The sequence below is a fragment of the Pseudomonas sp. FW305-25 genome (genome assembly GCF_017351415.1).
GTDB lineage: Bacteria > Pseudomonadota > Gammaproteobacteria > Pseudomonadales > Pseudomonadaceae > Aquipseudomonas > Aquipseudomonas chlororaphis.
Genome location: NZ_JACNDE010000046.1, coordinates 25,137 through 46,715 on the forward strand (window position 1 = coordinate 25,137; position 21,579 = coordinate 46,715).

Annotated in this window: 21 protein-coding genes and 1 riboswitch; of the genes, 9 read left to right on the forward strand and 12 right to left on the reverse strand. The window is 63.3% G+C overall.

Going from position 1 to position 21,579, the window contains the following annotated elements; all coding sequences use genetic code 11:
• Positions 1 to 2: 2 nt before the first annotated feature.
• Both J4E58_RS28470 and J4E58_RS28475 read left to right on the forward strand, forming a co-directional pair.
• Positions 3 to 353, forward strand: coding sequence for a RidA family protein (locus J4E58_RS28470; RefSeq protein ID WP_007932539.1), 351 nt, complete (start codon positions 3 to 5; stop codon positions 351 to 353).
• A gap of 27 nt (positions 354 to 380) precedes the next feature.
• The gene (locus tag J4E58_RS28475) at positions 381 to 1,283 is read left to right on the forward strand and encodes a transporter substrate-binding domain-containing protein (RefSeq protein ID WP_087089533.1); all 903 of its coding nucleotides are present in this window, start codon (positions 381 to 383) and stop codon (positions 1,281 to 1,283) included.
• A 130-nt stretch (positions 1,284 to 1,413) separates the two neighbouring features.
• Here the strand turns inward: J4E58_RS28475 and J4E58_RS28480 are convergent, their stop codons facing one another.
• Both J4E58_RS28480 and J4E58_RS28485 read right to left on the reverse strand, forming a co-directional pair.
• Positions 1,414 to 2,133: a 16S rRNA (uracil(1498)-N(3))-methyltransferase gene (locus J4E58_RS28480; RefSeq protein WP_007932537.1), complete on the reverse strand. Its 720-nt coding sequence runs from the start codon at positions 2,131 to 2,133 to the stop codon at positions 1,414 to 1,416.
• A gap of 94 nt (positions 2,134 to 2,227) precedes the next feature.
• Entirely contained in the window at positions 2,228 to 3,634 is a 1,407-nt protein-coding gene (locus J4E58_RS28485; RefSeq protein ID WP_087089531.1) for an adenosylmethionine--8-amino-7-oxononanoate transaminase, read from the reverse strand.
• Positions 3,635 to 3,914: 280 nt separating this feature from the next.
• Here J4E58_RS28485 and J4E58_RS28490 point away from each other — a divergent pair, with 280 nt between their 5' ends.
• Together J4E58_RS28490 and J4E58_RS28495 are read left to right on the forward strand one after the other, a co-directional pair.
• On the forward strand, positions 3,915 to 4,469 hold the full coding sequence (locus tag J4E58_RS28490) for a cytochrome b (RefSeq protein ID WP_053262962.1): 555 nt from the start codon (positions 3,915 to 3,917) through the stop codon (positions 4,467 to 4,469).
• Between the two features lie 32 nt (positions 4,470 to 4,501).
• A complete protein-coding gene (locus tag J4E58_RS28495; protein WP_007932534.1) occupies positions 4,502 to 5,101 on the forward strand; it encodes a YceI family protein in 600 nt (199 codons plus the stop codon).
• A 107-nt stretch (positions 5,102 to 5,208) separates the two neighbouring features.
• Here the strand turns inward: J4E58_RS28495 and J4E58_RS28500 are convergent, their stop codons facing one another.
• The 5 genes from J4E58_RS28500 to ahcY form a co-directional block, all read right to left on the reverse strand.
• Positions 5,209 to 7,065 (reverse strand): DEAD/DEAH box helicase, encoded by a 1,857-nt coding sequence (locus J4E58_RS28500; protein ID WP_007932533.1) that lies wholly within the window; start codon positions 7,063 to 7,065, stop codon positions 5,209 to 5,211.
• A gap of 225 nt (positions 7,066 to 7,290) precedes the next feature.
• Entirely contained in the window at positions 7,291 to 8,106 is an 816-nt protein-coding gene (locus J4E58_RS28505; protein WP_087089529.1) for an ABC transporter substrate-binding protein, read from the reverse strand.
• A 55-nt stretch (positions 8,107 to 8,161) separates the two neighbouring features.
• Positions 8,162 to 9,244, reverse strand: coding sequence for a hypothetical protein (locus J4E58_RS28510; RefSeq protein WP_087089527.1), 1,083 nt, complete (start codon positions 9,242 to 9,244; stop codon positions 8,162 to 8,164).
• An 82-nt stretch (positions 9,245 to 9,326) separates the two neighbouring features.
• On the reverse strand, positions 9,327 to 10,172 hold the full coding sequence (gene metF, locus J4E58_RS28515; RefSeq protein WP_007932530.1) for a methylenetetrahydrofolate reductase [NAD(P)H]: 846 nt from the start codon (positions 10,170 to 10,172) through the stop codon (positions 9,327 to 9,329).
• A gap of 189 nt (positions 10,173 to 10,361) precedes the next feature.
• Positions 10,362 to 11,771, reverse strand: a complete 1,410-nt coding sequence (gene ahcY / locus J4E58_RS28520) for an adenosylhomocysteinase (RefSeq protein WP_009045993.1) — start codon at positions 11,769 to 11,771, stop codon at positions 10,362 to 10,364.
• A 22-nt stretch (positions 11,772 to 11,793) separates the two neighbouring features.
• Positions 11,794 to 11,900, reverse strand: a riboswitch (S-adenosyl-L-homocysteine riboswitch).
• A 197-nt stretch (positions 11,901 to 12,097) separates the two neighbouring features.
• Here ahcY and J4E58_RS28525 point away from each other — a divergent pair.
• Together J4E58_RS28525 and J4E58_RS28530 are read left to right on the forward strand one after the other, a co-directional pair.
• On the forward strand, positions 12,098 to 12,502 hold the full coding sequence (locus tag J4E58_RS28525; protein ID WP_007932525.1) for an acyl-CoA thioesterase: 405 nt from the start codon (positions 12,098 to 12,100) through the stop codon (positions 12,500 to 12,502).
• Between the two features lie 100 nt (positions 12,503 to 12,602).
• Positions 12,603 to 13,490, forward strand: coding sequence for a formate/nitrite transporter family protein (locus J4E58_RS28530; protein ID WP_037036221.1), 888 nt, complete (start codon positions 12,603 to 12,605; stop codon positions 13,488 to 13,490).
• On the opposite strand, the gene J4E58_RS28535 is transcribed toward J4E58_RS28530, so the two are convergent.
• Together J4E58_RS28535 and J4E58_RS28540 are read right to left on the reverse strand one after the other, a co-directional pair.
• The gene (locus J4E58_RS28535; RefSeq protein WP_087089525.1) at positions 13,484 to 14,743 is read right to left on the reverse strand and encodes a sodium:proton antiporter; all 1,260 of its coding nucleotides are present in this window, start codon (positions 14,741 to 14,743) and stop codon (positions 13,484 to 13,486) included. The genes J4E58_RS28530 and J4E58_RS28535 overlap by 7 nt on opposite strands.
• A gap of 181 nt (positions 14,744 to 14,924) precedes the next feature.
• Positions 14,925 to 16,094 carry an MFS transporter gene (locus J4E58_RS28540; protein ID WP_009045990.1) on the reverse strand — a complete coding sequence of 390 codons (1,170 nt, stop codon included), beginning with the start codon at positions 16,092 to 16,094 and terminating at the stop codon, positions 14,925 to 14,927.
• 209 nt (positions 16,095 to 16,303) lie between these two features.
• On the opposite strand from J4E58_RS28540, the gene J4E58_RS28545 reads away from it, so the two are divergent.
• The gene (locus J4E58_RS28545; protein ID WP_087089523.1) at positions 16,304 to 17,137 is read left to right on the forward strand and encodes an EamA family transporter; all 834 of its coding nucleotides are present in this window, start codon (positions 16,304 to 16,306) and stop codon (positions 17,135 to 17,137) included.
• Between the two features lie 36 nt (positions 17,138 to 17,173).
• Positions 17,174 to 17,560, forward strand: coding sequence for an MAPEG family protein (locus tag J4E58_RS28550; protein ID WP_087089521.1), 387 nt, complete (start codon positions 17,174 to 17,176; stop codon positions 17,558 to 17,560).
• A gap of 48 nt (positions 17,561 to 17,608) precedes the next feature.
• Here J4E58_RS28550 and J4E58_RS28555 read toward each other — a convergent pair whose 3' ends face one another.
• The gene (locus J4E58_RS28555) at positions 17,609 to 18,784 is read right to left on the reverse strand and encodes a murein transglycosylase A (protein ID WP_009045987.1); all 1,176 of its coding nucleotides are present in this window, start codon (positions 18,782 to 18,784) and stop codon (positions 17,609 to 17,611) included.
• Positions 18,785 to 18,912: 128 nt separating this feature from the next.
• On the opposite strand from J4E58_RS28555, the gene J4E58_RS28560 reads away from it, so the two are divergent.
• On the forward strand, positions 18,913 to 19,362 hold the full coding sequence (locus tag J4E58_RS28560) for a cytochrome c (protein WP_007922344.1): 450 nt from the start codon (positions 18,913 to 18,915) through the stop codon (positions 19,360 to 19,362).
• A 52-nt stretch (positions 19,363 to 19,414) separates the two neighbouring features.
• Here the strand turns inward: J4E58_RS28560 and J4E58_RS28565 are convergent, their stop codons facing one another.
• Positions 19,415 to 19,810 (reverse strand): DUF1090 domain-containing protein, encoded by a 396-nt coding sequence (locus tag J4E58_RS28565; RefSeq protein WP_062824362.1) that lies wholly within the window; start codon positions 19,808 to 19,810, stop codon positions 19,415 to 19,417.
• A gap of 97 nt (positions 19,811 to 19,907) precedes the next feature.
• Positions 19,908 to 21,572, reverse strand: coding sequence for an NAD-dependent DNA ligase LigB (gene ligB / locus J4E58_RS28570; RefSeq protein ID WP_207255345.1), 1,665 nt, complete (start codon positions 21,570 to 21,572; stop codon positions 19,908 to 19,910).
• Positions 21,573 to 21,579 lie beyond the last annotated feature (7 nt).

The window sequence follows — 21,579 nt, forward strand, 5'->3', positions numbered from 1 at the left end:
CCATGACCATCCAGCGTCTCCACAGCAATGACCGCCTTAGCGCTGTCGTGGGTTTTGCCGATCTGCTGTTCCTGTCCGGCCAGGTGCCGGGCCAGGCCACCGATGCCGCCGGCCAGACCCGCGAAGTGCTGGCAAAGATCGACGCCTTGCTGGCCGAGGCCGGCAGCGACAAGGATCATCTGCTCAGTGCGACCCTCTACCTGAAAAACATCCAGCAGGACTTTGCCGCGATGAACGAGGTCTGGTCGGCCTGGCTGTCCCCGGGCCAGGCGCCAAGCCGCACCACCGTGCAGGCCGCCCTGGCGCGCCCGGACATCCTGGTGGAAATCACTGTCATCGCGGTTCGCCGCTAACGCCTTCACCCACAACGGAGAATAACAATGCAAAAAATCACGTTGCTCGGCTGCACCCTGGGCCTGTTGCTCGGCTCCCCGCTGCACGCCAGCGAGGCGCCGCTGACCGGCACCCTGGGCAAGATCGCCACTGCCGGCAGTATTACCCTGGGTTATCGCGATGCCTCGGTGCCGTTTTCCTACGTGGGTGACAACAGTGGCAAACCCATGGGCTATTCGGTGGACCTGGCGAGCAAGGTCGTCGAACGCATCCGCGACAAGCTGGCGCTGCCGCAACTGGCGGTGAAGTACAACCTGGTGACGTCGCAGACGCGCATTCCGCTGGTGCAGAACGGCACCGTGGACCTGGAATGCGGTTCCACCGGGGTGACCGCCGAACGGCAGAAGCAGGTGGCGTTTTCCTACGGCTTCATCTACGTCAAAGGCCAGTTGCTGACGGCCAGGGACAGTGGGATCAAGAGTTTTGCCGACCTGCGCGGCAAGAACGTGGTGACCACCGCCGGCACCACCAACGAGCGCTTCCTCAAGAGCTACAACGTCGAGCACAAGATCGACATGTTCGTGATCAGCGCCAAGGACCACGGCGAAGCCTTCCAGATGCTGCAATCGGGTCGCGCCGCGGCGTTCTACATGGATGACGCGCTGCTCTACGGCGAACGGGCCAAGGCCCGCGATCCACACAACTGGGTGGTGGTCGGCGAGGAGCAGTCGCGGGAAATCTACAGCTGCATGGTGCGCAAGGACGACCCGCAGTTCCTGGAACTGGTGAACGCCACCCTGGCGGACCTGTACCGCTCAGGGGAAATCAACGGCATCTACCAGCGCTGGTTCGAACAGCCGATTCCGCCCAAGGGCCTGAACCTGGAGTTCCCGATGACCAGCGAGCTGAAGGCGATCATCGCCAAACCGGTAAGCGATCCGGTGGAGTAAACACCGGTCCGCTTTTGCTTCTGTAGGAGCCAGGCTTGCCGGCGAAGGGTGTGTCAGGTGAAACGCTTCGCGGGCAATCGAGCGTCGACCGGCCGCTCCTACAGAGGCCGAGGCCAGAGGCGGGGGCGGGTTAGAAGTCACCCCACAGTTGCTGCGCCACGGCCAGCGCCACTACTGGCGCGGTTTCGGTGCGCAGCACCCGCGGCCCGAGGCGCGCCGGCAGGAAGCCCGCCCCCTGGGCCTGGTCCACTTCGGCATCGGACAAACCGCCTTCCGGGCCGATCAGGAACGCCAGGGTCGCAGGCTTGGCGTGGCTCACCAGCGGCTCGGCCACCGGGTGCAGCACCAGCTTGAGGTCGGCCTGGGTCTGCTTGATCCAGTCGGCCAGCAGCACCGGCGGATGAATCACCGGCACCCGCGAGCGCCCGCATTGTTCGCAGGCGCTGACGGCCACCTGGCGCCAGTGGGCCAGGCGCTTGTCGGCGCGCTCGTCCTTGAGCCGCACCTCGCAGCGCTCGCTGAAGATCGGGGTGATTTCATTCACCCCCAGCTCGGTGGCCTTCTGAATCGCCCAGTCCATGCGCTCGCCCCGGGACAGGCCCTGGCCGAGGTGGATCTGCAGCGGCGACTCGACCTGCCCGGCGAAGCTTTCATCGAGCCGGACCACCACGCGTTTCTTGCCGACTTCCAGCAGCGTGCCGCGAAATTCGTTGCCCGAACCGTCGAACAGCTGCAGCGCGTCGCCCTCGGCCATGCGCAGTACGCGCCCGATGTAGTGGGCCTGGGCTTCCGGCAGCTCGTGCTCGCCGAGGCTCAGGGGGGCGTCGATAAAGAAGCGGGACAGTCTCATGGTGGTTCTCTGGGGAAAATTCGGTTCGAGGTGGGTCAATGGATCTTTGCGTCAAGCCCGTCTCTGCAAAACGGCGGGCTTGCCGGCGAGGGGCTCAACCCGGATCGCGGAAGCCTGGGTGGAAGTCCTTGGGTACCGCCACGCTGACCTTGTCGTTGGTAGCAATGTCGATGCCTTCGCTGGCAACGATGGCGAGGAAGTCGATCTGCTCCGGGGTGATCACGTAGGGCGGCAGGAAATACACCACGCTGCCCAGCGGACGCAGCAGGGCGCCACGCTCCAGGGCGTGCTGGAAGACTTTCAGGCCACGGCGTTCCTGCCACGGGTAGGCGGTCTTGCTGGCCTTGTCCTGGACCATCTCGATGGCCAGCACCATGCCGGTCTGGCGTACTTCGGCAACGTGCGGGTGGTCCGCCAGGTGCGCGGTCGAGCTGGCCATGCGCTGGGCCAGCGCCTGGTTGTTCTCGATGACGTTGTCCTGCTCGAAGATATCCAGGGTCGCCAGCGCCGCCGCACAGGCCAGCGGGTTGCCGGTGTAGCTGTGGGAGTGGAGGAAGGCGCGCAGGGTCGGGTAGTCGTCGTAGAAGGCGCTGTAGACTTCGTCGGTGGTCAGGCACGCGGCCAGCGGCAGGTAGCCGCCGGTCAGGGCCTTGGACAGGCAGAGGAAGTCCGGGCGGATGCCGGCCTGTTCGCAGGCGAACATCGTGCCGGTGCGGCCGAAGCCGACGGCGATCTCATCATGGATCAGGTGCACGCCGTAGCGGTCGCAGGCCTCGCGCAGCAGCTTGAGGTACACCGGGTGGTACATGCGCATGCCACCGGCGCCCTGGATCAGCGGCTCGACTATCACCGCGGCAACGCTGTCGTGGTGTTCCGCCAGGGTCTGCTCCATGGCCGCGAACATGTTGCGCGAGTGTTCTTCCCAGCTCATGCCTTCGGGGCGCAGGTAGCAGTCCGGGCTCGGCACCTTGAGGGTGTCCAGCAGCAGGGCCTTATAGGTCTCGGTGAACAGCGGCACGTCGCCCACCGACATCGCGGCGATGGTTTCGCCGTGGTAGCTGTTGGTCAGGGTGACGAAGCGCTTCTTGTCTTTCTGGCCGCGGTTGAACCAGTAGTGGAAGCTCATCTTCATCGCCACTTCGATGCACGACGAACCGTTGTCGGCATAGAAGCAGCGGGTCAGGCCTTCCGGGGTGATCTGCACCAGGCGCTCGGACAGCTCGATCACCGGCTGATGGCTGAAGCCGGCGAGAATCACGTGCTCCAGTTGATCGACCTGATCCTTGATGCGCTGGTTGATGCGCGGGTTGGCGTGGCCGAACACGTTGACCCACCAGGAACTGACCGCGTCGAGGTAGCGCTTGCCTTCGAAGTCCTCCAGCCACACGCCTTCGCCGCGCTTGATCGGGATCAGCGGCAGCTGCTCGTGGTCTTTCATCTGGGTGCAGGGATGCCATAACACCGCGAGATCGCGTTGCATCCACTGGTTGTTGAGGCCCATGTTCAGTCTCCTGGAGGCGGCTCGAAGTACGCGAGCAAACAATCGCGCAAGCCTATGCAATGCCAGGCCGTGTCACAACCCATTGCATGCCCGGAAGAGCGAATTGGTCGCGGTCGCAGGACGGTCTGTCACGTTTTTCCCCCGTAGACCTTAATGCCTGGTTAATTTAGTGTTCGTAGGATCAACATCGTATTTCTCGATATTTCAAAGCGAAAATTTCCGCTTTAATTCGATAGTTAAATCGATAGTCTTGGGCAGCAGTTCTTACAGGATTCAAGTGATGCAGCTAGGTAACTCTTCTTCCCGCTACGGCTGGGTAAGCATTTTTCTGCACTGGAGCGTGGCGCTGGCAGTCTTTGGATTGTTCGCCCTGGGCCTGTGGATGGTCGGCCTGGATTACTACAGTGCCTGGCGCAAAGATGCGCCGGACCTGCACAAGAGCATTGGTTTGACGTTGTTCGCGATCATGTTGCTGCGGGTGCTGTGGCGCTTTGTCAGCCCGCCGCCGCCGGCACCGGCCAACCACGGTCGCCTGACGCGCCTGGGCGCCACCTTCGGCCATGCCTTCCTTTATCTCAGTCTGTTCGCTGTGATGATTGCCGGTTACCTGATTTCCACCGCAGACGGTGTCGGGATTCCGGTGTTTGGCCTGTTTGAAATTCCTGCCCTGGTTTCCGGACTGCCGGACCAGGCAGATGTGGCCGGCGAGGTGCATCTGTACCTGGCCTGGGCCCTGGTGATCTTCGCCGGAGTGCATGCTCTGGCTGCCTTGAAACACCACTTTATCGATCGTGACGCGACCCTGGCTCGTATGCTGGGGCGCAAAAAAGCCTGATGCTCAACCTCGACTCAAAAGGAATAGAAAGCATGTTGAAAAAGACTCTCGCCGCTCTGGCAATCGGTTCTGCTCTGTTGTCTGCCGGTCAGGCGATGGCCGCGGACTATGTGATCGACAAGGAAGGCCAGCACGCCTTCGTCGACTTCAAGATCAGCCACCTGGGCTACAGCTTCATCACCGGTACCTTCAAGGATCTGGACGGCAAGTTCAGCTTCGACGCGGCCAAGCCTGAAGACGCCAAGATCGAAGTCAACGTGCGCACCGCCAGCGTGTTCACCAACCACGCCGAGCGTGACAAGCACGTCAACAGCAAGGACTTCCTGGAGTCGGGCAAATTCCCTGACGCGAAGTTCGTTTCCACCAGCGTCAAGCCAACCGGCAAGAATGCTGATGGCAAGCAGACCGCCGATGTGGCTGGCGACCTGACTTTCCACGGTGTGACCAAGCCTATCGTGGTCAAGGCCACCTTCCTGGGTGAAGGCAAGGATCCATGGGGCGGCTACCGTGCCGGTTTTGAAGGCACCACCAGCATCAGCCGTAAAGAGTTCAACAAGGACGGGATGGATGTTGGCCCGCAGTCCGACACCGTTCAGTTGTACATCACCTTCGAAGGTGTGAAAGCGAAGTAATGCTTCGCCTGTAGCCGCAGCCTCGCAGGCTCGGCAGCGGCTACAGAGATCATAAAAAAACGCCCCTGATCGCGAGATCAGGGGCGTTTTTTATTGTCGCGAAAACTTCAGCGATTGCGGGTCAGCAAGGCTGGTTTCTCGCCACGTGGACGGCTTGGCAGTTGATCGAGCTGCTCGGGTGTCGGGAAGCGGTCGGCTTTCGACTCCTTGTGCATGATCTTCGGCTGGTTGCCGCGCGGGTTCTGCACCGCCGGCTCCTGACGCGCCTGGTCGTCACGGGCCGGACGACGATTGCGCGACTCTTCGCGACGGGCCTGGCCGTCACGTGGAGCGCCGCTGCGTGGGCCGTTGCGCTTGGCAGGCGGGGTGCCGGTGCTGGCACCGTTGCTGGTGCGCGGACCGCCGGAGCGACCCTGGCCGCCACTGCGTGGCGCGTTGCTGCTGGTTGCACCCTGGGCTGGCGCGCCCGGACGACGGCCGCGGCCCTGGTTGTTCTTGTTCTGGTACGGGCTGACGTAGTCGGCGCGATTGCCGAAGTTGTCCACGTCGTCGTCCAGGAACTCATCCGGGGCGCGGTCGGCGCGTGGCGTCGGCTGGCGCTGTTCGCGGGCCGGGGTGCCTTCGCGAGGCTTCTGCTCACGGGCCGGGCGGTCGCCGCGAGCGGCCGGTTTGTCCTTGCCCTTGTCCTTGCCTTTGTCTTTACGGCCGCCGCCGCCACCGCCGCCATTCGGACCGTCGCCACGCGGGCCACGGGAATTGCGTGGGTTACGCACGTCCGGACGCTCGCGCACTTCCGGTTTCTCGGCTTCCACGGCGCTGGCATCGAAGCCCATCAGATCGCCGTCGGGGATCTTCTGCTTGGTCATGCGCTCGATGCTCTTGAGCAGCTTCTCTTCGTCCGGCGCGACCAGCGAGATCGCTTCGCCCGAACGACCGGCACGGCCGGTACGGCCGATACGGTGCACGTAGTCTTCGTCGACGTTCGGCAGCTCGAAGTTGACCACGTGTGGCAGCTGGTCGATGTCCAGGCCACGGGCGGCGATATCGGTGGCGACCAGGATCCGCACTTCACCGGCCTTGAAGTCGGCCAGGGCCTTGGTGCGGGCGTTCTGGCTCTTGTTGCCGTGGATGGCGACGGCGGTCAGGCCGTGCTTGTCCAGGTACTCGGCCAGGCGGTTGGCGCCGTGCTTGGTGCGGGTGAAGACCAGCACCTGTTCCCAGGCGCCGGCGGTGATCAGGTGGGCCAGCAAGGCACGCTTGTGGCTGGCGGCCAGGCGGAACACCCGTTGCTCGATACGCTCGACCGTGGTGTTCGGCGGCGTGACTTCGATGCGCTCCGGGTTGTGCAGCAGTTTGCCGGCCAGGTCCGTGATGTCCTTGGAGAAGGTCGCGGAAAACAGCAGGTTCTGGCGCTTGGCGGGCAGGCGCGCGAGGACTTTCTTCACGTCATGGACAAAGCCCATGTCGAGCATGCGGTCGGCTTCGTCGAGCACGAGGATTTCCACGTGGGACAGGTCGACGCTGCCTTGGCCGGCCAGGTCGAGCAGGCGGCCGGGGCAGGCCACCAGTACATCGACGCCACGGGCCATGGCCTGAACCTGTGGGTTCATGCCGACGCCGCCGAAGATGCAGGCACTGACGAACTTCAGGTCGCGGGCATAGACCTTGAAGCTCTCGTGCACTTGCGCGGCCAGTTCGCGGGTCGGGGTCAGGACCAGTACGCGCGGTTGGCGCGGGCCGTGACGCTGGGATTTGTCCGGGTGACCGTTGGGAAACAACCGTTCCAGGATCGGAAGGGCGAAACCGCCGGTTTTACCAGTACCTGTCTGTGCCGCGACCATCAGGTCGCGACCTTGCAACACGGCGGGAATGGCCCGCTGTTGCACCGGAGTAGGCTGGGTGTAGCCGGCGGCTTCGATGGCGCCGACTAAAGCCTCGGAGAGACCGAGGGAAGCAAAGGACATGAGTAATCCTGTTTTAGTGAGGGCTTGGCCCAGAGGGATAGTCTTGCCTGGCGCGAATGGCGTTTAAGAGGACGCAATCCCGTCCGGTCCTGCTGGCTCCTGAAGGCTCATCGGCGAGGGCTCGCGCGGGCCTTGTGGCTGCGCTGTAGCGGTATCGAGATGCCTTGAACAGGATCGAGCGTCCGGGCGTGAGCCTGGCGGGAAGGCCGGAGTATAACAGAGCAATCAGCGTGCGCTGCTTTCCTGCTGCTCAACGGTTTTGCGCGGTGTGCCGGGCGGCATTGCGCTTGAGTCGGCGATGGCCGGCGCCGCGCCATAGCGGGCGCTCAGTTCGGCGTAGGCCGGCTCGCGCTTGAAGCGCTTGAGTTCGGCGCCGAAACGCTGCACCAGCAAGTCCATGCCGGCATTGCGCCGCACCGCGAGAAACTGGCTCTGGCGGCTGATGACCACCGGATTCTCGGTGATCTGCTGGCGAATGTTCAGTTGGTCGAGCAGATGCTGGCCGACCCGCCGATCGGTGATCAGCAGGTCGATACGGCCGCGCAGCAGCTTGCCGAAGTTGGCTTCGTGGGTCGGCGCCGGTTCGTGCTTGAACAGGGTGGATTCCCTGAAGTCCTGGCTGTACAGGTAGCCGGGGGAGGTACCCACGGTCAGCCCGCGCAAGTCTTCCAGGGTACGGAACGGAAAGGGCCGGGCGTTGGCATAGAACATCACGAACTCGACGTCCGACAGCGGCTCGCTGGGGTAGAGCAGGCTGCTTTCGCGTTCGTTGCTGTGAAAGATGTCCAGGGCACCGTCGGCCTGGCCTTGTTCGAGCATGGCCAGGCAACGTTTCCAGGGCAGGAACTGCCATTCGACTTCGATCCCCAGGCGCTGGAAGACGATCGCCGTGGTTTCGTAATCCAGGCCCTGGGCCTTGCCCTGTTCCTCATAGACATAAGGGGCCCAGGGCTCGGTGACAATGCGCAGCTTCTCGCCATGGGCGGCGAGGCTCAGGCAAGCGCAGATAAAGGCTGTCAGCAGCTGGGCAATGACGGGCATCACTGGAGATTACGACGGGAGGTCGTCCAATGCTAGAGGCCGTCTAGCTCAAGCCTCAGTCAGCCTTTGTCTCGATCAGATGCAGGTAGATGGCCTTGCGCCGCTGGCCCAGTACCAGGCGAATCACCGGGTGGTTGAACCAGCGCTCGAGCTGATGGCTATTGAGCGGTTTTTTCAGGCGGCCTTCGGCGTTTTCCCGGGCTTTCTCCCACCAGACCGGGGCGCAGGCCTGGTCGAATTCGTTGGTGTGGCGGTAGCAGCCGTAGAGGATTTCGCGCATGAACTGCCGCTGGTGCCCGGGCAGGGCCAGGGTCACGATCTTGTAGGCCAGGCGTTGCAACGCTGGCGGGCGTGGCAGGGTCGCGGTGACCAGGCGGGTTTCGTCCAGGGCGACGGTGTGGGTGGGCGCTGCGCCGTGCTTGTCCAGCCAGGCCTTGATCTTGGCGCGAAACAGCTGCTTGCGGCTCCAGTAGTGGTGGATCAGGTCGGGGCATTCGCGGACCTTCTTGGTGCGATAAGCCGCCACCGACAGGCAGAACTCTTCGAGGGTGTAGGCGCCGTTGGCCAGCGGGTACAGCTCGTCCATCAGGGCGATGGAGCGGTCCAGTACGTCGGCGTCCGCGTGGTGCAGGCCGATCACGCCGGAGTTCAGCAATGGCATCTGGTCGTCGGCGAGTTTGCGTTCCCGCAGCAAGCCGGCCAGGCACTGGTAGAGGCCGGACTCCTTGTTGGCGCCGTAGCACATGCCGAATGCGTTACACAGCAGGGTGCCGGGCTGGATGCGACGAAACAGCTCCAGCGGCGAGCAGTGGAAAAAGGTATCGGTGTCGATCAGCAGCGCCAGTTCGGACTCTTGCAGCACCTGCTGCATCACCACGTGCTTGGCGCGAAAGTGGTAGCCGTGTGGGGCGATCCAGGCCTGGCGGGTGTTTTCGTCCAAGGGGCGCACGCGCACAGGCAGGTCGCGGTAAGGCGCGGGATTGTCGGTGAAGACCTGGATATCGAGGGCTTCGCCCGGTGTTTCGCGCAGCCCGGCCAGGGCGCTGGCAATACTGAACGCGGCTTCCTGGTGATAGGTCGCGGCGCCGTAAACCAGATAGATCAATTGTGGGCGTGCTGCGGTGCTGCCTGTGGACATCTACGGCGATCCTTCGGATGTATGGGGGTTAAAAAAAAGGCCCTGGATTTCGCCAAGGCCTTTTTCCGATGCTGTCGGGCGGTTAACGCGGCAGCTTCAGGTTGTTCCAGACGGCCAGGCTTGGCTCGGCTTGGTTCAGAGTATAGAAGTGCAATCCTGGCGCACCGCCTTGCAACAAACGCTCACACATTTCGGTGATGACCTGTTCGCCGAACGCCTGAATGCTTTGGCTGTCGTCGCCGTAGGCTTCCAGTTGCTTGCGGATCCAGCGCGGGATTTCCGCGCCGCAGGCGTCGGAGAAACGCGCCAGCTTGCTGTAGTTGGTGATCGGCATGATGCCGGGCACGATCGGGATGTTCACACCCATTTGTTGCACGCGTTCGACGAAGTAGAAATAACTGTCGGCGTTGAAGAAATACTGGGTGATCGCACTGTTGGCGCCGGCGTTGGCCTTGCGCACGAAGTTGTTGAGGTCGTCTTCGAAATTGCGCGCCTGTGGGTGCATTTCCGGGTACGCCGCCACTTCGATGTGGAAGTGGTCGCCAGTCTCTTCACGAATGAAGCTCACCAGGTCGTTGGCGTGACGCAACTCGCCGCTGGCCATGCCCATGCCCGAAGGCAGGTCGCCGCGCAGGGCGACGATACGGTTGATGCCGGCGGCCTTGTACTGGGTCAACAGGCCACGCAGGTCGGCCTTGCTGTCACCCACGCAAGACAGGTGCGGTGCGGCGGGGATCTTCACTTCGCTTTCGAGCTGCAGCACGGTGTTCATCGTGCGGTCGCGGGTCGAGCCACCGGCACCGTAGGTGCAGGAGAAGAAGTCGGGGTTGTAACTGGCCAGCTGGCGGGCAGTGGCGAGCAGTTTTTCATGCCCAGCATCGGTCTTGGTCGGGAAGAACTCGAAGCTGTAGCGACGGTCTTGGGACATGGAGGGAACCTCCAGCTACAAGCTGCAAGCCACAAGCTGCAAGAGTAGCGGAGGTGCGCTCAGCTCTTGTGCCTGGAACGGGCTGCTTGAAACTGTTTAAGCAAATAGGGACGAAGCCGAAAGCTTCGAGCGGTAAGCACGGCTTGTGGCCTTTGCTTGCCGCTTGAAGCTCAAGGCTTGCAACTGCTCTTAGTACCGATAAGCGTGCGGCTTGAACGGGCCTTCGACGGTGACGCCGATGTAGTCAGCCTGCTGCTTGGTCAGTTGGGTGACCACGCCACCGAAGCCGCGGACCATTTCCAGGGCCACTTCTTCGTCGAGTTTCTTGGGCAGTACTTCAACGGTCAGGCGCTCGGCTTTCTGGGCTGGCGACAGGTCGGCGTACTTCTGGCCGAACAGGAAGATCTGCGCCAGAACCTGGTTGGCGAACGAACCGTCCATGATGCGACTTGGGTGACCGGTGGCGTTGCCCAGGTTCACCAGGCGGCCTTCGGCCAGCAGGATCAGGTAGTCGTCGTTCTGGGCGTCGAAAGCGCCTGGGCCGGTGCGGTGAACCTTGTGCACCTGCGGCTTCACTTCTTCCCATGCCCAGTTCTTGCGCATGAAAGCGGTGTCGATTTCGTTGTCGAAGTGACCGATGTTGCAGACAACGGCGCGCTTCTTCAGGGCCTTGAGCATGTTTGCGTCGCAAACATTGACGTTACCGGTGGTGGTCACGATCAGGTCGATCTTGCCCAGCAGGGCCTTGTCGATGCTCGCTTCGGTGCCGGTGTTGATGCCGTCGATGAACGGCGAAACCAGTTCGAAACCGTCCATGCAGGCCTGCATGGCGCAGATCGGGTCGACTTCGGAAACCTTGACGATCATGCCTTCCTGGCGCAGGGACTGGGCCGAGCCCTTGCCCACGTCACCGTAGCCGATGACCAGCGCTTGCTTGCCGGACAGCAGGTGGTCGGTACCGCGCTTGATCGCATCGTTCAGGCTGTGACGGCAGCCGTACTTGTTGTCGTTCTTGCTCTTGGTCACCGAGTCGTTGACGTTGATGGCCGGGATCTTCAGCTCGCCCTTGGCCAGCATGTCCAGCAGGCGGTGCACGCCGGTGGTGGTTTCTTCGGTCACGCCGTGGACGCGATCCAGCACCTGCGGGTACTTTTTGTGCAGCAGCTCGGTCAGGTCGCCGCCGTCGTCGAGGATCATGTTGGCGTCCCAAGGCTTGCCATCCTTGAGGATGGTCTGCTCCAGGCACCACTCGTACTCTTGCTCGGTCTCGCCTTTCCAGGCGAATACCGGGATACCGGCGGCGGCGATGGAGGCAGCGGCCTGGTCCTGGGTCGAGAAAATGTTGCAGGACGACCAGCGTACTTCGGCACCCAGGGCAACCAGGGTTTCGATCAGCACGGCAGTCTGGATGGTCATGTGGATGCAGCCGAGAATCTTCGCGCCCTTGAGCGGTTGTTCAGCGGCGTACTTGCGACGCAGACCCATCAGGGCCGGCATCTCCGATTCGGCGATGATGGTTTCGCGACGGCCCCAGGCGGCCAGGGACATGTCGGCGACTTTGTAGTCGGTAAAATCTGCAGGCGTGATGACAGCGCTCATGAAGAGCCTCCATTCGTAAGTATGCGAATGGGCGCCGTTGTGCGTTTAGTGACTGACCGAACCATCACGGCCAGACAACGCCCCATCCGAGCCTGACAGGTCGAACCTGCTGCAGCGCCCCTCGGACAGGTGGCGGGAAAACGGTATCAGGTGATCGTTACCGTTTTGAAACGGAGGCGATTATAGCCGTCTGCCAGCGACTTCCCAAGGATTTCTGTCGGACGATGATCGAACGGTTATCGCGACCATAGTAGAAGCTCAATAGAGCTCTGCGCCGGGGTCTGCCATGATGCCGGCATCAATCGGCAAGACGGTCAGGAGTGAGTATGAATTTCCACACCCGCAAATGGGTAAAACCCGAAGACCTCAACCCCAACGGCACGCTGTTCGGCGGCAGCCTGTTGCGCTGGATCGACGAAGAAGCGGCGATCTACGCCATCGTCCAGCTGGGCAACCAGCGCGTGGTCACCAAGTACATTTCCGAAATCAACTTCGTCAGCGCCTCGCGCCAGGGCGACATCATCGAGCTGGGTATCACCGCCACCGAATTCGGCCGGACCTCGATCACCCTGACCTGTGAAGTGCGCAACAAGATCACCCGCAAGAGCATCCTCACTGTCGAGAAGATGGTCTTCGTCAACCTGGGCGAGGACGGCTTGCCGGCTCCTCACGGTCGTACCGAGATCCGGTACGTGAAAGACCAGTTCAAGGACGACGAGCCCATCGCCTGACTGCTGTGGGTGTGAGTCTGCCGGCTCCTGCATGAGGGCACTGAACGAGCCCTGAACCCCGGATGTCGTACCTGACAAGGTACTCACAGGTTCAGGAGCCATTAACGTGCAGACAGACGGCAAGACCCCGGGCCTTTCTCCCGAAGAGCAGCACGACGTAGACAAGAACCAGCCGCCCCGCGCGGCGGTCTTGCACGAGATCATCCGCACCCAGGGCGACAAGGAGCTGGAGCGTAGCGTCGCGGCGCTCTGGTGGTCAGCCCTGGCCGCCGGCCTGACCATGGGCCTGTCGCTGATGGGCATGGGCCTGCTCGACTCGCGCCTGCCCGACGGCGAAGGGTTCAAGGTGATTGCCAGTTTCGGTTACTGCGCGGGGTTCCTGGCGGTGATCCTGGCGCGCCAGCAACTGTTCACCGAAAACACCCTGACGGCCGTGCTGCCGATCATGAGCAAACCCACCCTGGGCAATTTCGCGCGCCTGTGCCGCTTGTGGGGCGTGGTCCTGGTGGGCAACCTGTGCGGCACGCTGCTGGTGGCCTACGTGATGCTGCACCTGCCGATTTTCGACGCCAGGACCGACCTGGCCTTCCTCGATATCGGGCGCAAGGTCATGGAGAACGATGCCGGACAGATGTTCGCCAAGGGCATCGTCTCCGGCTGGATGATCGCCACCATGGTCTGGATGATCCCGTCCATGGAGAGCGCCAAGATGTGGATCATCATCCTGATCACTTACCTGATGGCCCTGGGGGACTTCACTCATATCGTGGTCGGTTCGGTGGAGGTCTCGTACCTGGTGTTCGCCGGTGAGTTGCCGTGGCGGGATTTCTGGTGGGTGTTCGCCGGGCCGACGCTGGCGGGGAACATCATCGGCGGCAGCTTCATCTTCGCCCTGATCAGCCATGCCCAGGTGCGCAGTGAAAGTGGCCTGCCAAAAACGACTGCGGACCCTGGGCGGGTCCGCGATCGATCAAAAAACGATCAGTGAGCGTCCTGGGTGAGCGCCGGTGCATCTTGGGTGACATGGCGCACCAGTTTGCCGATGGTCAGGCCCTGCAGGAGGATCGACGACAGCACCACGATGTAGGTGATGCTCAGCACCAGGTCGCGCTCCGGGCCCAATGGCAGGGCCAGGGCCAGCGCCACCGAAACCCCGCCGCGCAGGCCGCCCCAGGTCAGTACCCGGATAGTGCCGCGCGGCACGCTGCGCCAGCGGCGTAGGAGGACGATGGCCGGGGCCACGGTGAGCAGGCGCGACAACACGATCGCCACCGCCAGCAGGCTCGCGGCCAGCAGGTGCAGCCAGTTGAACGGCAGCAGCAACAGCTCCATGCCGATCAGGGCGAACAGCAGGGCGTTGAGCATGTCGTCGAGCAGTTCCCAGAAACCGTCCAGGTAACGCCGGGTCATGTCGTTCATCGCCAGGTTGCGCCCCAGGTTGCCGATGATCAGGCCCGCCACCACCATCGCGATCGGTGCCGAGACGTGCAGTTCGCTGGCCATCGCCGAGCCGCCGATCACCAGGGCCAGGGTCAACATCACCTCGATCTGGTGTTGCTCGATGCTCTTGATCATCAGGTACACCAGGTAGCCGATCAGCCCGCCGAACACCACGCCGCCGATGGCTTCATGGGCAAACAGCAGGGCAGTGGCGCCGACGGTCGGGGTTTCGCCGAGCTGGGCGATTCCCAACAGCACGGTGAACACCACCACCGCGGTGCCGTCGTTGAACAGCGACTCGCCGACGATGGTGGTTTTCAGCGGCTTGGAGGCATTGGCTGTACGCAGCACGCCGAGCACCGCGATCGGGTCGGTCGGCGAGATCAGGGCGCCGAACAGCAGGCAATAGAGGAAGCTCACGTGCCAGCCGAACAGGCCGAAGATCCAGTAGGCCAGGCTGCCGATGACGAACGTGGCGATCAGCACGCCGACCGTGGCCAACAGGCCGATGGGCCAGCGATAGCTGCGCAGGTCGTTGAGGTTGACGTGCAAGGCGCCGGCGAACAGCAGGAACGACAGCATCCAGTTCATCAGCAGGTCGCCGAAGTCGATCTGGCCGATCAGCTGTTGCACATGCTCTTCCAGGCCGGGATAGCCGAGGAAGCTCAAGCCTTGCAGCAGCAGGGAAAACAGCAGGGCGGTGACCATTACCCCGATGGTCGGCGGCAGGCCGATGAAGCGGAAGTTGACGTAGGTGAGCAGGGTGGTCAGGCAGATGAAGGCGGCAACGAGTTCAAGCATCCGGAGTCCCTTGGATAGAAACGTGAAAAGAAAGCCCGAAAGCCATCGGGCAAGGGTTTGATGGGCCACTGGCGGCCCGGGGCACACCGACAAGGAAAGTTCAGATTCTTCTGTCGGTGAGCCGGTCGGACAGTGCACGGTTCTGCAGGCGACCGTGGGTCAGTCGCGCGCTCGTCGGGGCTCAGCCGGATACATTGATCGCGGCCGCCTGGCGACGTTGCAGGTGAATGAACAGCAGTGCGGTCAGCACCGTCAGTCCGCCGACGAGTGCGCCGGTCCACGGCAGGTCGGCCAGGTCGGCGCCGCTGGCGACGACCAGCCCGCCGATCCAGGCGCCGGCGGCGTTACCCAGGTTGAAGGCGCTCTGGTTCAGGGTCGAGCCCAGGTTGGGAGCCTCGTGGGCCTGGTCGATGATCAGCAATTGCAGGATCGGGCACAGGGCGAAGGCGAAAATCCCCCACAGCAGTAACGTGATCGCCGCCGGGATCAGCAGGTGGCTGGTCTGGCTGAACGCGGCCAGCACCAACACCACGGCCAGCGCCATGGCCACCAGCGACGGCAGCAGGCGGCTGTCGGCCAGGCGGCCGCCGAGCATGCTGCCGGCCGTCAAGCCGACGCCGAACAGCAGCAACATGATGGTTACGCCATGGGGGCTGACGCCGGTGACGTCCTGCAGGATCGGCGCGATATAGGTGAAGACGCTGAACAGGCTGGTGGAGGCCAGCACGCTCATGCCCAGGGCCAGCAGCACGTTGGTCTTGCCCAGGACCTTGAACTCGCTGGCCAGGTTGGCCTTGTCCATGGCGATGTGCCGGGGCAGCCAGAACCACTGGGCAATGGCGGCGAGCACCCCGATCACCGACACCGCCCAGAAGGTCGAGCGCCAGCCGGCGTATTGCCCCAGTGCCGTGCCCAGCGGCACGCCGAGCACATTGGCCAGGGTCAGGCCGGTGAACATCATGGCGATCGCCTGGGCGCGTTTGTTCGGCGCCACCAGGCTGGCGGCGACCACCGAACCGATGCCGAAAAACGCACCGTGGCACAGCGCGGTGATCACCCGCGCGGCCATCAGCGTGGCGTAGTTCGGCGCCAGCGCGCAGAGCACGTTGCCGAGGATGAACATCAGGGTCATGCCCAGCAACGTGGCCTTACGCGGCATGTTGGCGGTGCCGACGGCGAGGATCGGCGCGCCGAACACCACGCCCAGGGCGTAACCGGTAATCAGCAGGCCGGCATGGGGAATGCTGACGGACAGGTCGCGGGCGACATCGGGCAGCAGGCCCATGATGACGAATTCAGTGGTGCCGATGCCGAAGGCGGCAACAGCCAGTGCGAGCAAGGCGAGTGGCATGCGAGGATTCTCTGTCTGTAGTCTTGACGCCCTGATCAGGCATACGCATGCCAGCTTTGCTCCTCCATCGGATCAGGTCCGGCGGATTGGGCGGCGGCAGGAATTATTGGAATGGATATGCGCAACTGAGTGCGGCGTGGTCGGCGTCAGTATAGACAGCCGAGGCCCTTAGGTGAATCGATTCTCTTATCGCAAACAGGGAGTGTGAGGTGCTGGCGACAACTCTGGTTCTGGTGGCGGCGCTGCTGCATGCGGCGTGGAATACCCTGATCAAATTCAGTGGCGAACGGTTATTGGTGGTGGCCTGCATGGACAGCGTCGCCTTGTTGTTCGTGGCATTGATGCTGGGGTTCGTCGAGTGGCCGCCGTTGCAGGTCTGGCCGTGGATCCTGGCGTCGGCGGTTTTCGAGTTGCTCTACCGCTACCTGCTGATCCAGGCCTATCGGGTCGGCGACCTGGGTCTGGTCTACCCATTGATGCGTGGCCTTTCGCCCCTGGTGGTGCTGGCCCTGACCCTGGTCTTCGCGGGCGAGGTGCTCAGCCCCCAGCAGATCCTCGGCATCCTGTTGATCCCTTTCGGCATGCTGTGCCTGCTATGGCAGGGCGGTGGCGGCGACCGCCTGCCATGGTCGATGTTGCCGGTGGTGGCGCTGATCGGCCTGTGCATCGGTTGCTACACCTTTATCGACGGCCAGGCATTGCGCCGCTGGTCCCATCCGCTGGATTACCTGGTGTGGGTGACGCTGCTCAGCGCCTGGCCCTTTCCGTTGCTGGCGCTGTTGCGCAAGCGTGCGGCCTTCAGCCTGTTCTGGCGCGAACAATGGAGGCTGGGGTTGAGCGTCGGGTTCTGCGTATTGTTCAGCTACGCTCTGGTGCTGTGGGCCATGCAGCTGGGATCGATCGCCGAGGCGGCGGCGCTGCGGGAAATCAGCGTGATCCTGGTGGTGTTGTTCGGTATGCGTTACCTGAAAGAACCTTTCGGCCGACCTCGGCTCTTAGCTTGTGGGCTGGTGCTGATCGGCATGCTGGTGATGAAGTTCTGACCCCGCTCCCCTCATGACTTTAAAAAGGACTCTGCCATGACCGTCGCTTTCTGGTGTGTATTGATCGCCATCTTCCTGCCGTACCTGTGCAACAGCATCGCCAAGTTCAGCGGGGGCAACTTTGGCCTGCGGCAGAACCATGACCCGCGGGCCTACCTCGAGACCCTCGAGGGTTTCGCCCGGCGGGCGCAAGCGGCGCAGCTCAACAGTTTTGAAGTGACCCCGGCCTTTGCCGCGGGGGTGATCATTGCCCACATCGCCAACGTCGCCGAACTGGTGACCATCGATGTGCTGGCGGTGTTGTTCATCACCAGCCGCCTGCTGTACATCATCTGCTACCTGGCGGACTGGGCGATCCTGCGGTCGCTGGTGTGGTTCGTTGGTGTCGCGCTGATTGCCAGCTTCTTTTTCGTCTCGATCTGACCTTCGTCACTGCCGCCGCCTCTCGACGAGGCGGCAGTGGTGCCAGGGCTATTTGCTGTCGGTGACTTCAGGCACTTTCGGCAGCGTGGCGCCCTTGGGCCAGAGCATCCAGATCTGGCCCTGTTGTTTCATGTCTCCCGCCAGTTGCCCGGCCGCGTCGCCGGTGCCCCAGAACAGGTCGGCGCGAACTTCGCCGGCGATCGCGCCACCGGTGTCCTGTGCTGCTACCGGGCGGATCAGGCTGCTGCCATCGGGCCGGGTGGTGGAAAGCCACAACAGGCTGCCCAGGGGGATCACCTTGCGGTCCACCGCCACGCTGTAGCCGGACGTCAGCGGTACGTTCAGCGAGCCGCGCGGGCCTTCGTTGCTGTCCGGGTTGCGGTTGAAGAACACGTAGCTGGGGTTGCTGCCCAGCAGTTCCGGGATGCGATTGGGGTTGGCCTTGGCCCAGGCCGCGATGGTGCCCATGGTCACGTCTTCTTTCTTCAGCTCGCCCTGATCCACCAGCCAGCGGCCGATGGGGCGGTACGGGTGGCCGTTCTGGTCGGCATAACCGATGCGCAACTGGCGTCCGTCTTCCAGCTGGATGCGGCCCGAGCCCTGGATCTGCAGGAATTGCAGGTTCATCGGGTCGGTCAACCAGGCGATCACCGGCGCCTTGACCCCCTTGGTCTCGATGGTCGCGGCATCGTCGTAGGGTTTCAGCACCCGGCCTTCGAGGCGGCCGCGCAGGCGCTTGCCCTTGAGTTCGGGATAAATGCTGTCGAGGGCGACGATGATCATGTCTTCCGGCACGCCATAGACCGGTACTGACGCGGCCTGGGTCTGGGTCAGGCTGCCCGGATAGACCGGCTCGTAGTATCCGGTGATCAGGCCGTTGCTGCTGCCACTGGCCGAGCGCAGGCCGTAGACGTCCAGGTGCTGCTTGAGAAAGCTGCGGACATCGAGGGCGGTGAGTGGCACATTGGCCGCCGTCGCGCAGGTCGGGCCCCACACCGGGTCGGCTTTCAGCCGGGTGCAGGCGCTGCGCCAGGAACCGAAGCCGGCCAGCAGGTCGTCGTCGGACACAGTGGGCAGGGTTTCCCAACTGGCGCTGGTATAGGTGGCGATAGCGTGAGGCTGGGGTGGCTTGCCGACTTCGCCGCCATTGCATCCGGCCAGCAGGATCGCGGTCGGCAAGGCCCAGGCCAGGTGTCGACGCCACAGCTTGAAACGGGTGTTCATTGGGTACTTCCTTTGTGGCTTGCCTGGGCGCATGGCAACGTCAGGCAATCCATATTGTTAATAGGGCTATTGGTCTTTGCCGGACAGGCGAGGATACTGGCGGCCGTTTCCCGTGACCCGAAGCCACCATGACGCTTAAAAGACTCTCTGTTGTATTGCTGGCCTGCCTGACGTTGTCCGCCTGCGGCGGTGTCGATCCGAACTCCCCGCTGGGTCAGCGCAAGGCGATCTTCAAACAGATGCTCAAGACCGGTGAAGACCTGGGCGGCATGCTCCGTGGGCGTATCCCGTTCGACGGCCCGCGCTTTACCGAAGGCGCGATCAAGCTGGACAACCTGTCCCACGAACCCTGGAAGCACTTCCCGCAGGTCAAGGAACAGGAGCACAGCAGCGCGACTGACGATGTCTGGCAGAAACAGGCACGTTTCCAGGAACTGGCCCGTACCCTCGAGGCGGCCACCGGTGAACTGGTCATCGCCAGCAAGGTCCAGCCGTACAAGGCCAGCAACCTGGGGCCGGCGGTACAGAAAGTCGAAGATGCCTGCAGCGCCTGCCATAAAGAGTTTCGCGATCACTGATCCTGTCGCCTGAGGTGTCTGCGGCGGGCACATCTGCCGCAGCGGCTCGAACTTACTTGTCCAGTTCGTCGAGGGCTTCCTGCAATTCCTTGCGGGACTCGGCCAGCTTGTCCTTGCGCTTGTTGATCTTCTCGGCGTCGCCTTTTTTCATGGCCTTGTCCAGGTCGGTCTGGCGCCGGCTGACTTCGTGCTTGGCGTCCAGCACCTTGTTTTCGCGTTCCTTTTTCAGCGAGGCGTCGGTGCAGTTCGCGGTGGCTTCGCTCAGGGCCTTTTCCAGGCCGGCCTGTTGTTCGCTGTTGCCGTGGGCCTTGGCCTGTTCGAGCTGGGTGCTGATGGCCTGGCGCTTGGCGGCGCAGCCGGTGAGTTCCGGGGCCTGCTCGGCGGCCATCAGGGCTGGGGTTGTCAGGGCGAATGCGGCGAAGAGGGTGAGCGGTGCAAGAAATTTCATAAAGGCTCCATGTGAAAAGATGAATAGCAGGAGTGGGGCGACGGGCTGTTTGAGCCATCTGCGTCCCCGGGGTTCAACGCCGCCGGCTGTAAAAGCCTCAGAAGCCTTCGATTCCGGCGGCACGTAATTCTTCACTCAAGGCCAGGACCTGCGGATCGCGGAAAAAGGCGCTCAACTGAGCGGCGCGTCCCGGGCCGATAGCGCTTTGGGCCTGCCATTGTTCGGTGGTTCTGGCCGCCAGCGCCGCCCAGCCATCTTCGAGCCTGGCGTCGCCGGTCGGTGGCAGCCCAAGGGCTTTGAGCCAGCGATGAAACGGCTGCCGGCGGGCGCTGTGCAGGCTGTTCAGCAAACGCGCGATGCTGCGTTCGCCAAGGCCGGTAATGTTAGCAAGCTCTGCAGGTTCAAGGGTCAACCAATCGACCAAGCCGTTGATCAGTCCGGCGTCCACCAGCTTCTCCCAGGTGCCGGCGCCGACATGGGGCAGGTCCAGCCCGGATTTTCCGCTCAGCCAGGTCAAGCGTGCGAGGAACTGGCTCTCACAGCCGGGCAGGGGGTGCCAGCAACTGAGCGCATGGAAGGCCGAGGCATCCGGAACCTGCAGCGGAACACGCTGGGGCGTGCGCAGTATCACCGCGTTCAGGCGCGGGATGGTCAGGCCGGCGAGGCTGATCGACACCTGGTCGCCAGGGCGGATATCCAGTTTCTGCCAGCGCGGCAGCGAGCCGACGCTGACCCGCCTGATCTGCCGGTCGTCGAGCAGGACCGGCTCCAGTTCGAGCATCGGGGTGATCCGGCCAGTGCGGCCGATCTTGAAGTCGACCTTGCGCACCCTGGCCAGGGCCTGGGCGAACGGGTACTTCCACGCGGCGATCCAGTAGGGCGCCTTGGCCTGCCAGCGTTGCGCCTCTGGACGTCGGCTCTGGCGCAGGACGATGCCATCGCTGGCGAAGGGCAGGGCCGAGCGATACCAGTGCTCTCGCCAGTGCCGGACCTCGGCGAACGTACTGACGCGCTGGCTGTATTCGCTGCTGTGGGTAAACCCCAGGGCCTTGAGGCCGGCCAGGCGCTGCGCCAGGGTGCTCGGGCCTTGGGGCCAGTCCCAGACGAACAGGCCGATCCGGCTGGCTTGCTGAGGGTCCAGTTGGTTGCGCGCCAATAGGCCGGCGACCTGGCCGCGGGCATTCAGGCTGCCGGCCTTGGCCTGTATGTGATCGTTCTGGCGCCAATAGAGCTCGCCCTGTAGCAGCAGGTCCCGCGGTTCGGGCAGGCGTTTGGGGATGGCGCTTATCAGTTGCGCGGGCCCGGTCCAGTCCTGGCCCTGAAGGCCATCCCCGCGGCTGATGGCTTGCTGAAAGCGTCCCTGGCGATAGATCAGGGTCACGGCCACGCCGTCGATCTTGGGCTGTACCCAGACCTCCTCGCGCCCGGCGAGCCACTGGCGTACGGCACTTTCATCGGCCAGTTTCTCCACGCCGGTATGGGGAATGGGGTGCGGGACAGTACCGCGTGCGGTGCGTAGCGGGTTGGCGCGGTCTGCACTGACGGTGGGGAAACAGCTTTGCCAATGTTCGAGCCGGGCGCGGGACTGGTCATAGAGCTCGTCAGTCACCGGCGACAGGCCTTCACGGTGGTAGCTGTCGTCCCAGCGATTGATTTGCTGTTGCAGGGTGGCCGTTTCGGTTTGCGCCTGGGCAGGTGCCCAGTCGGGGCACGGGCTGGCGACGCTTGGCAGGGCGATGGCGCTCAGGAGGATTGCGGCCAATAGCGTG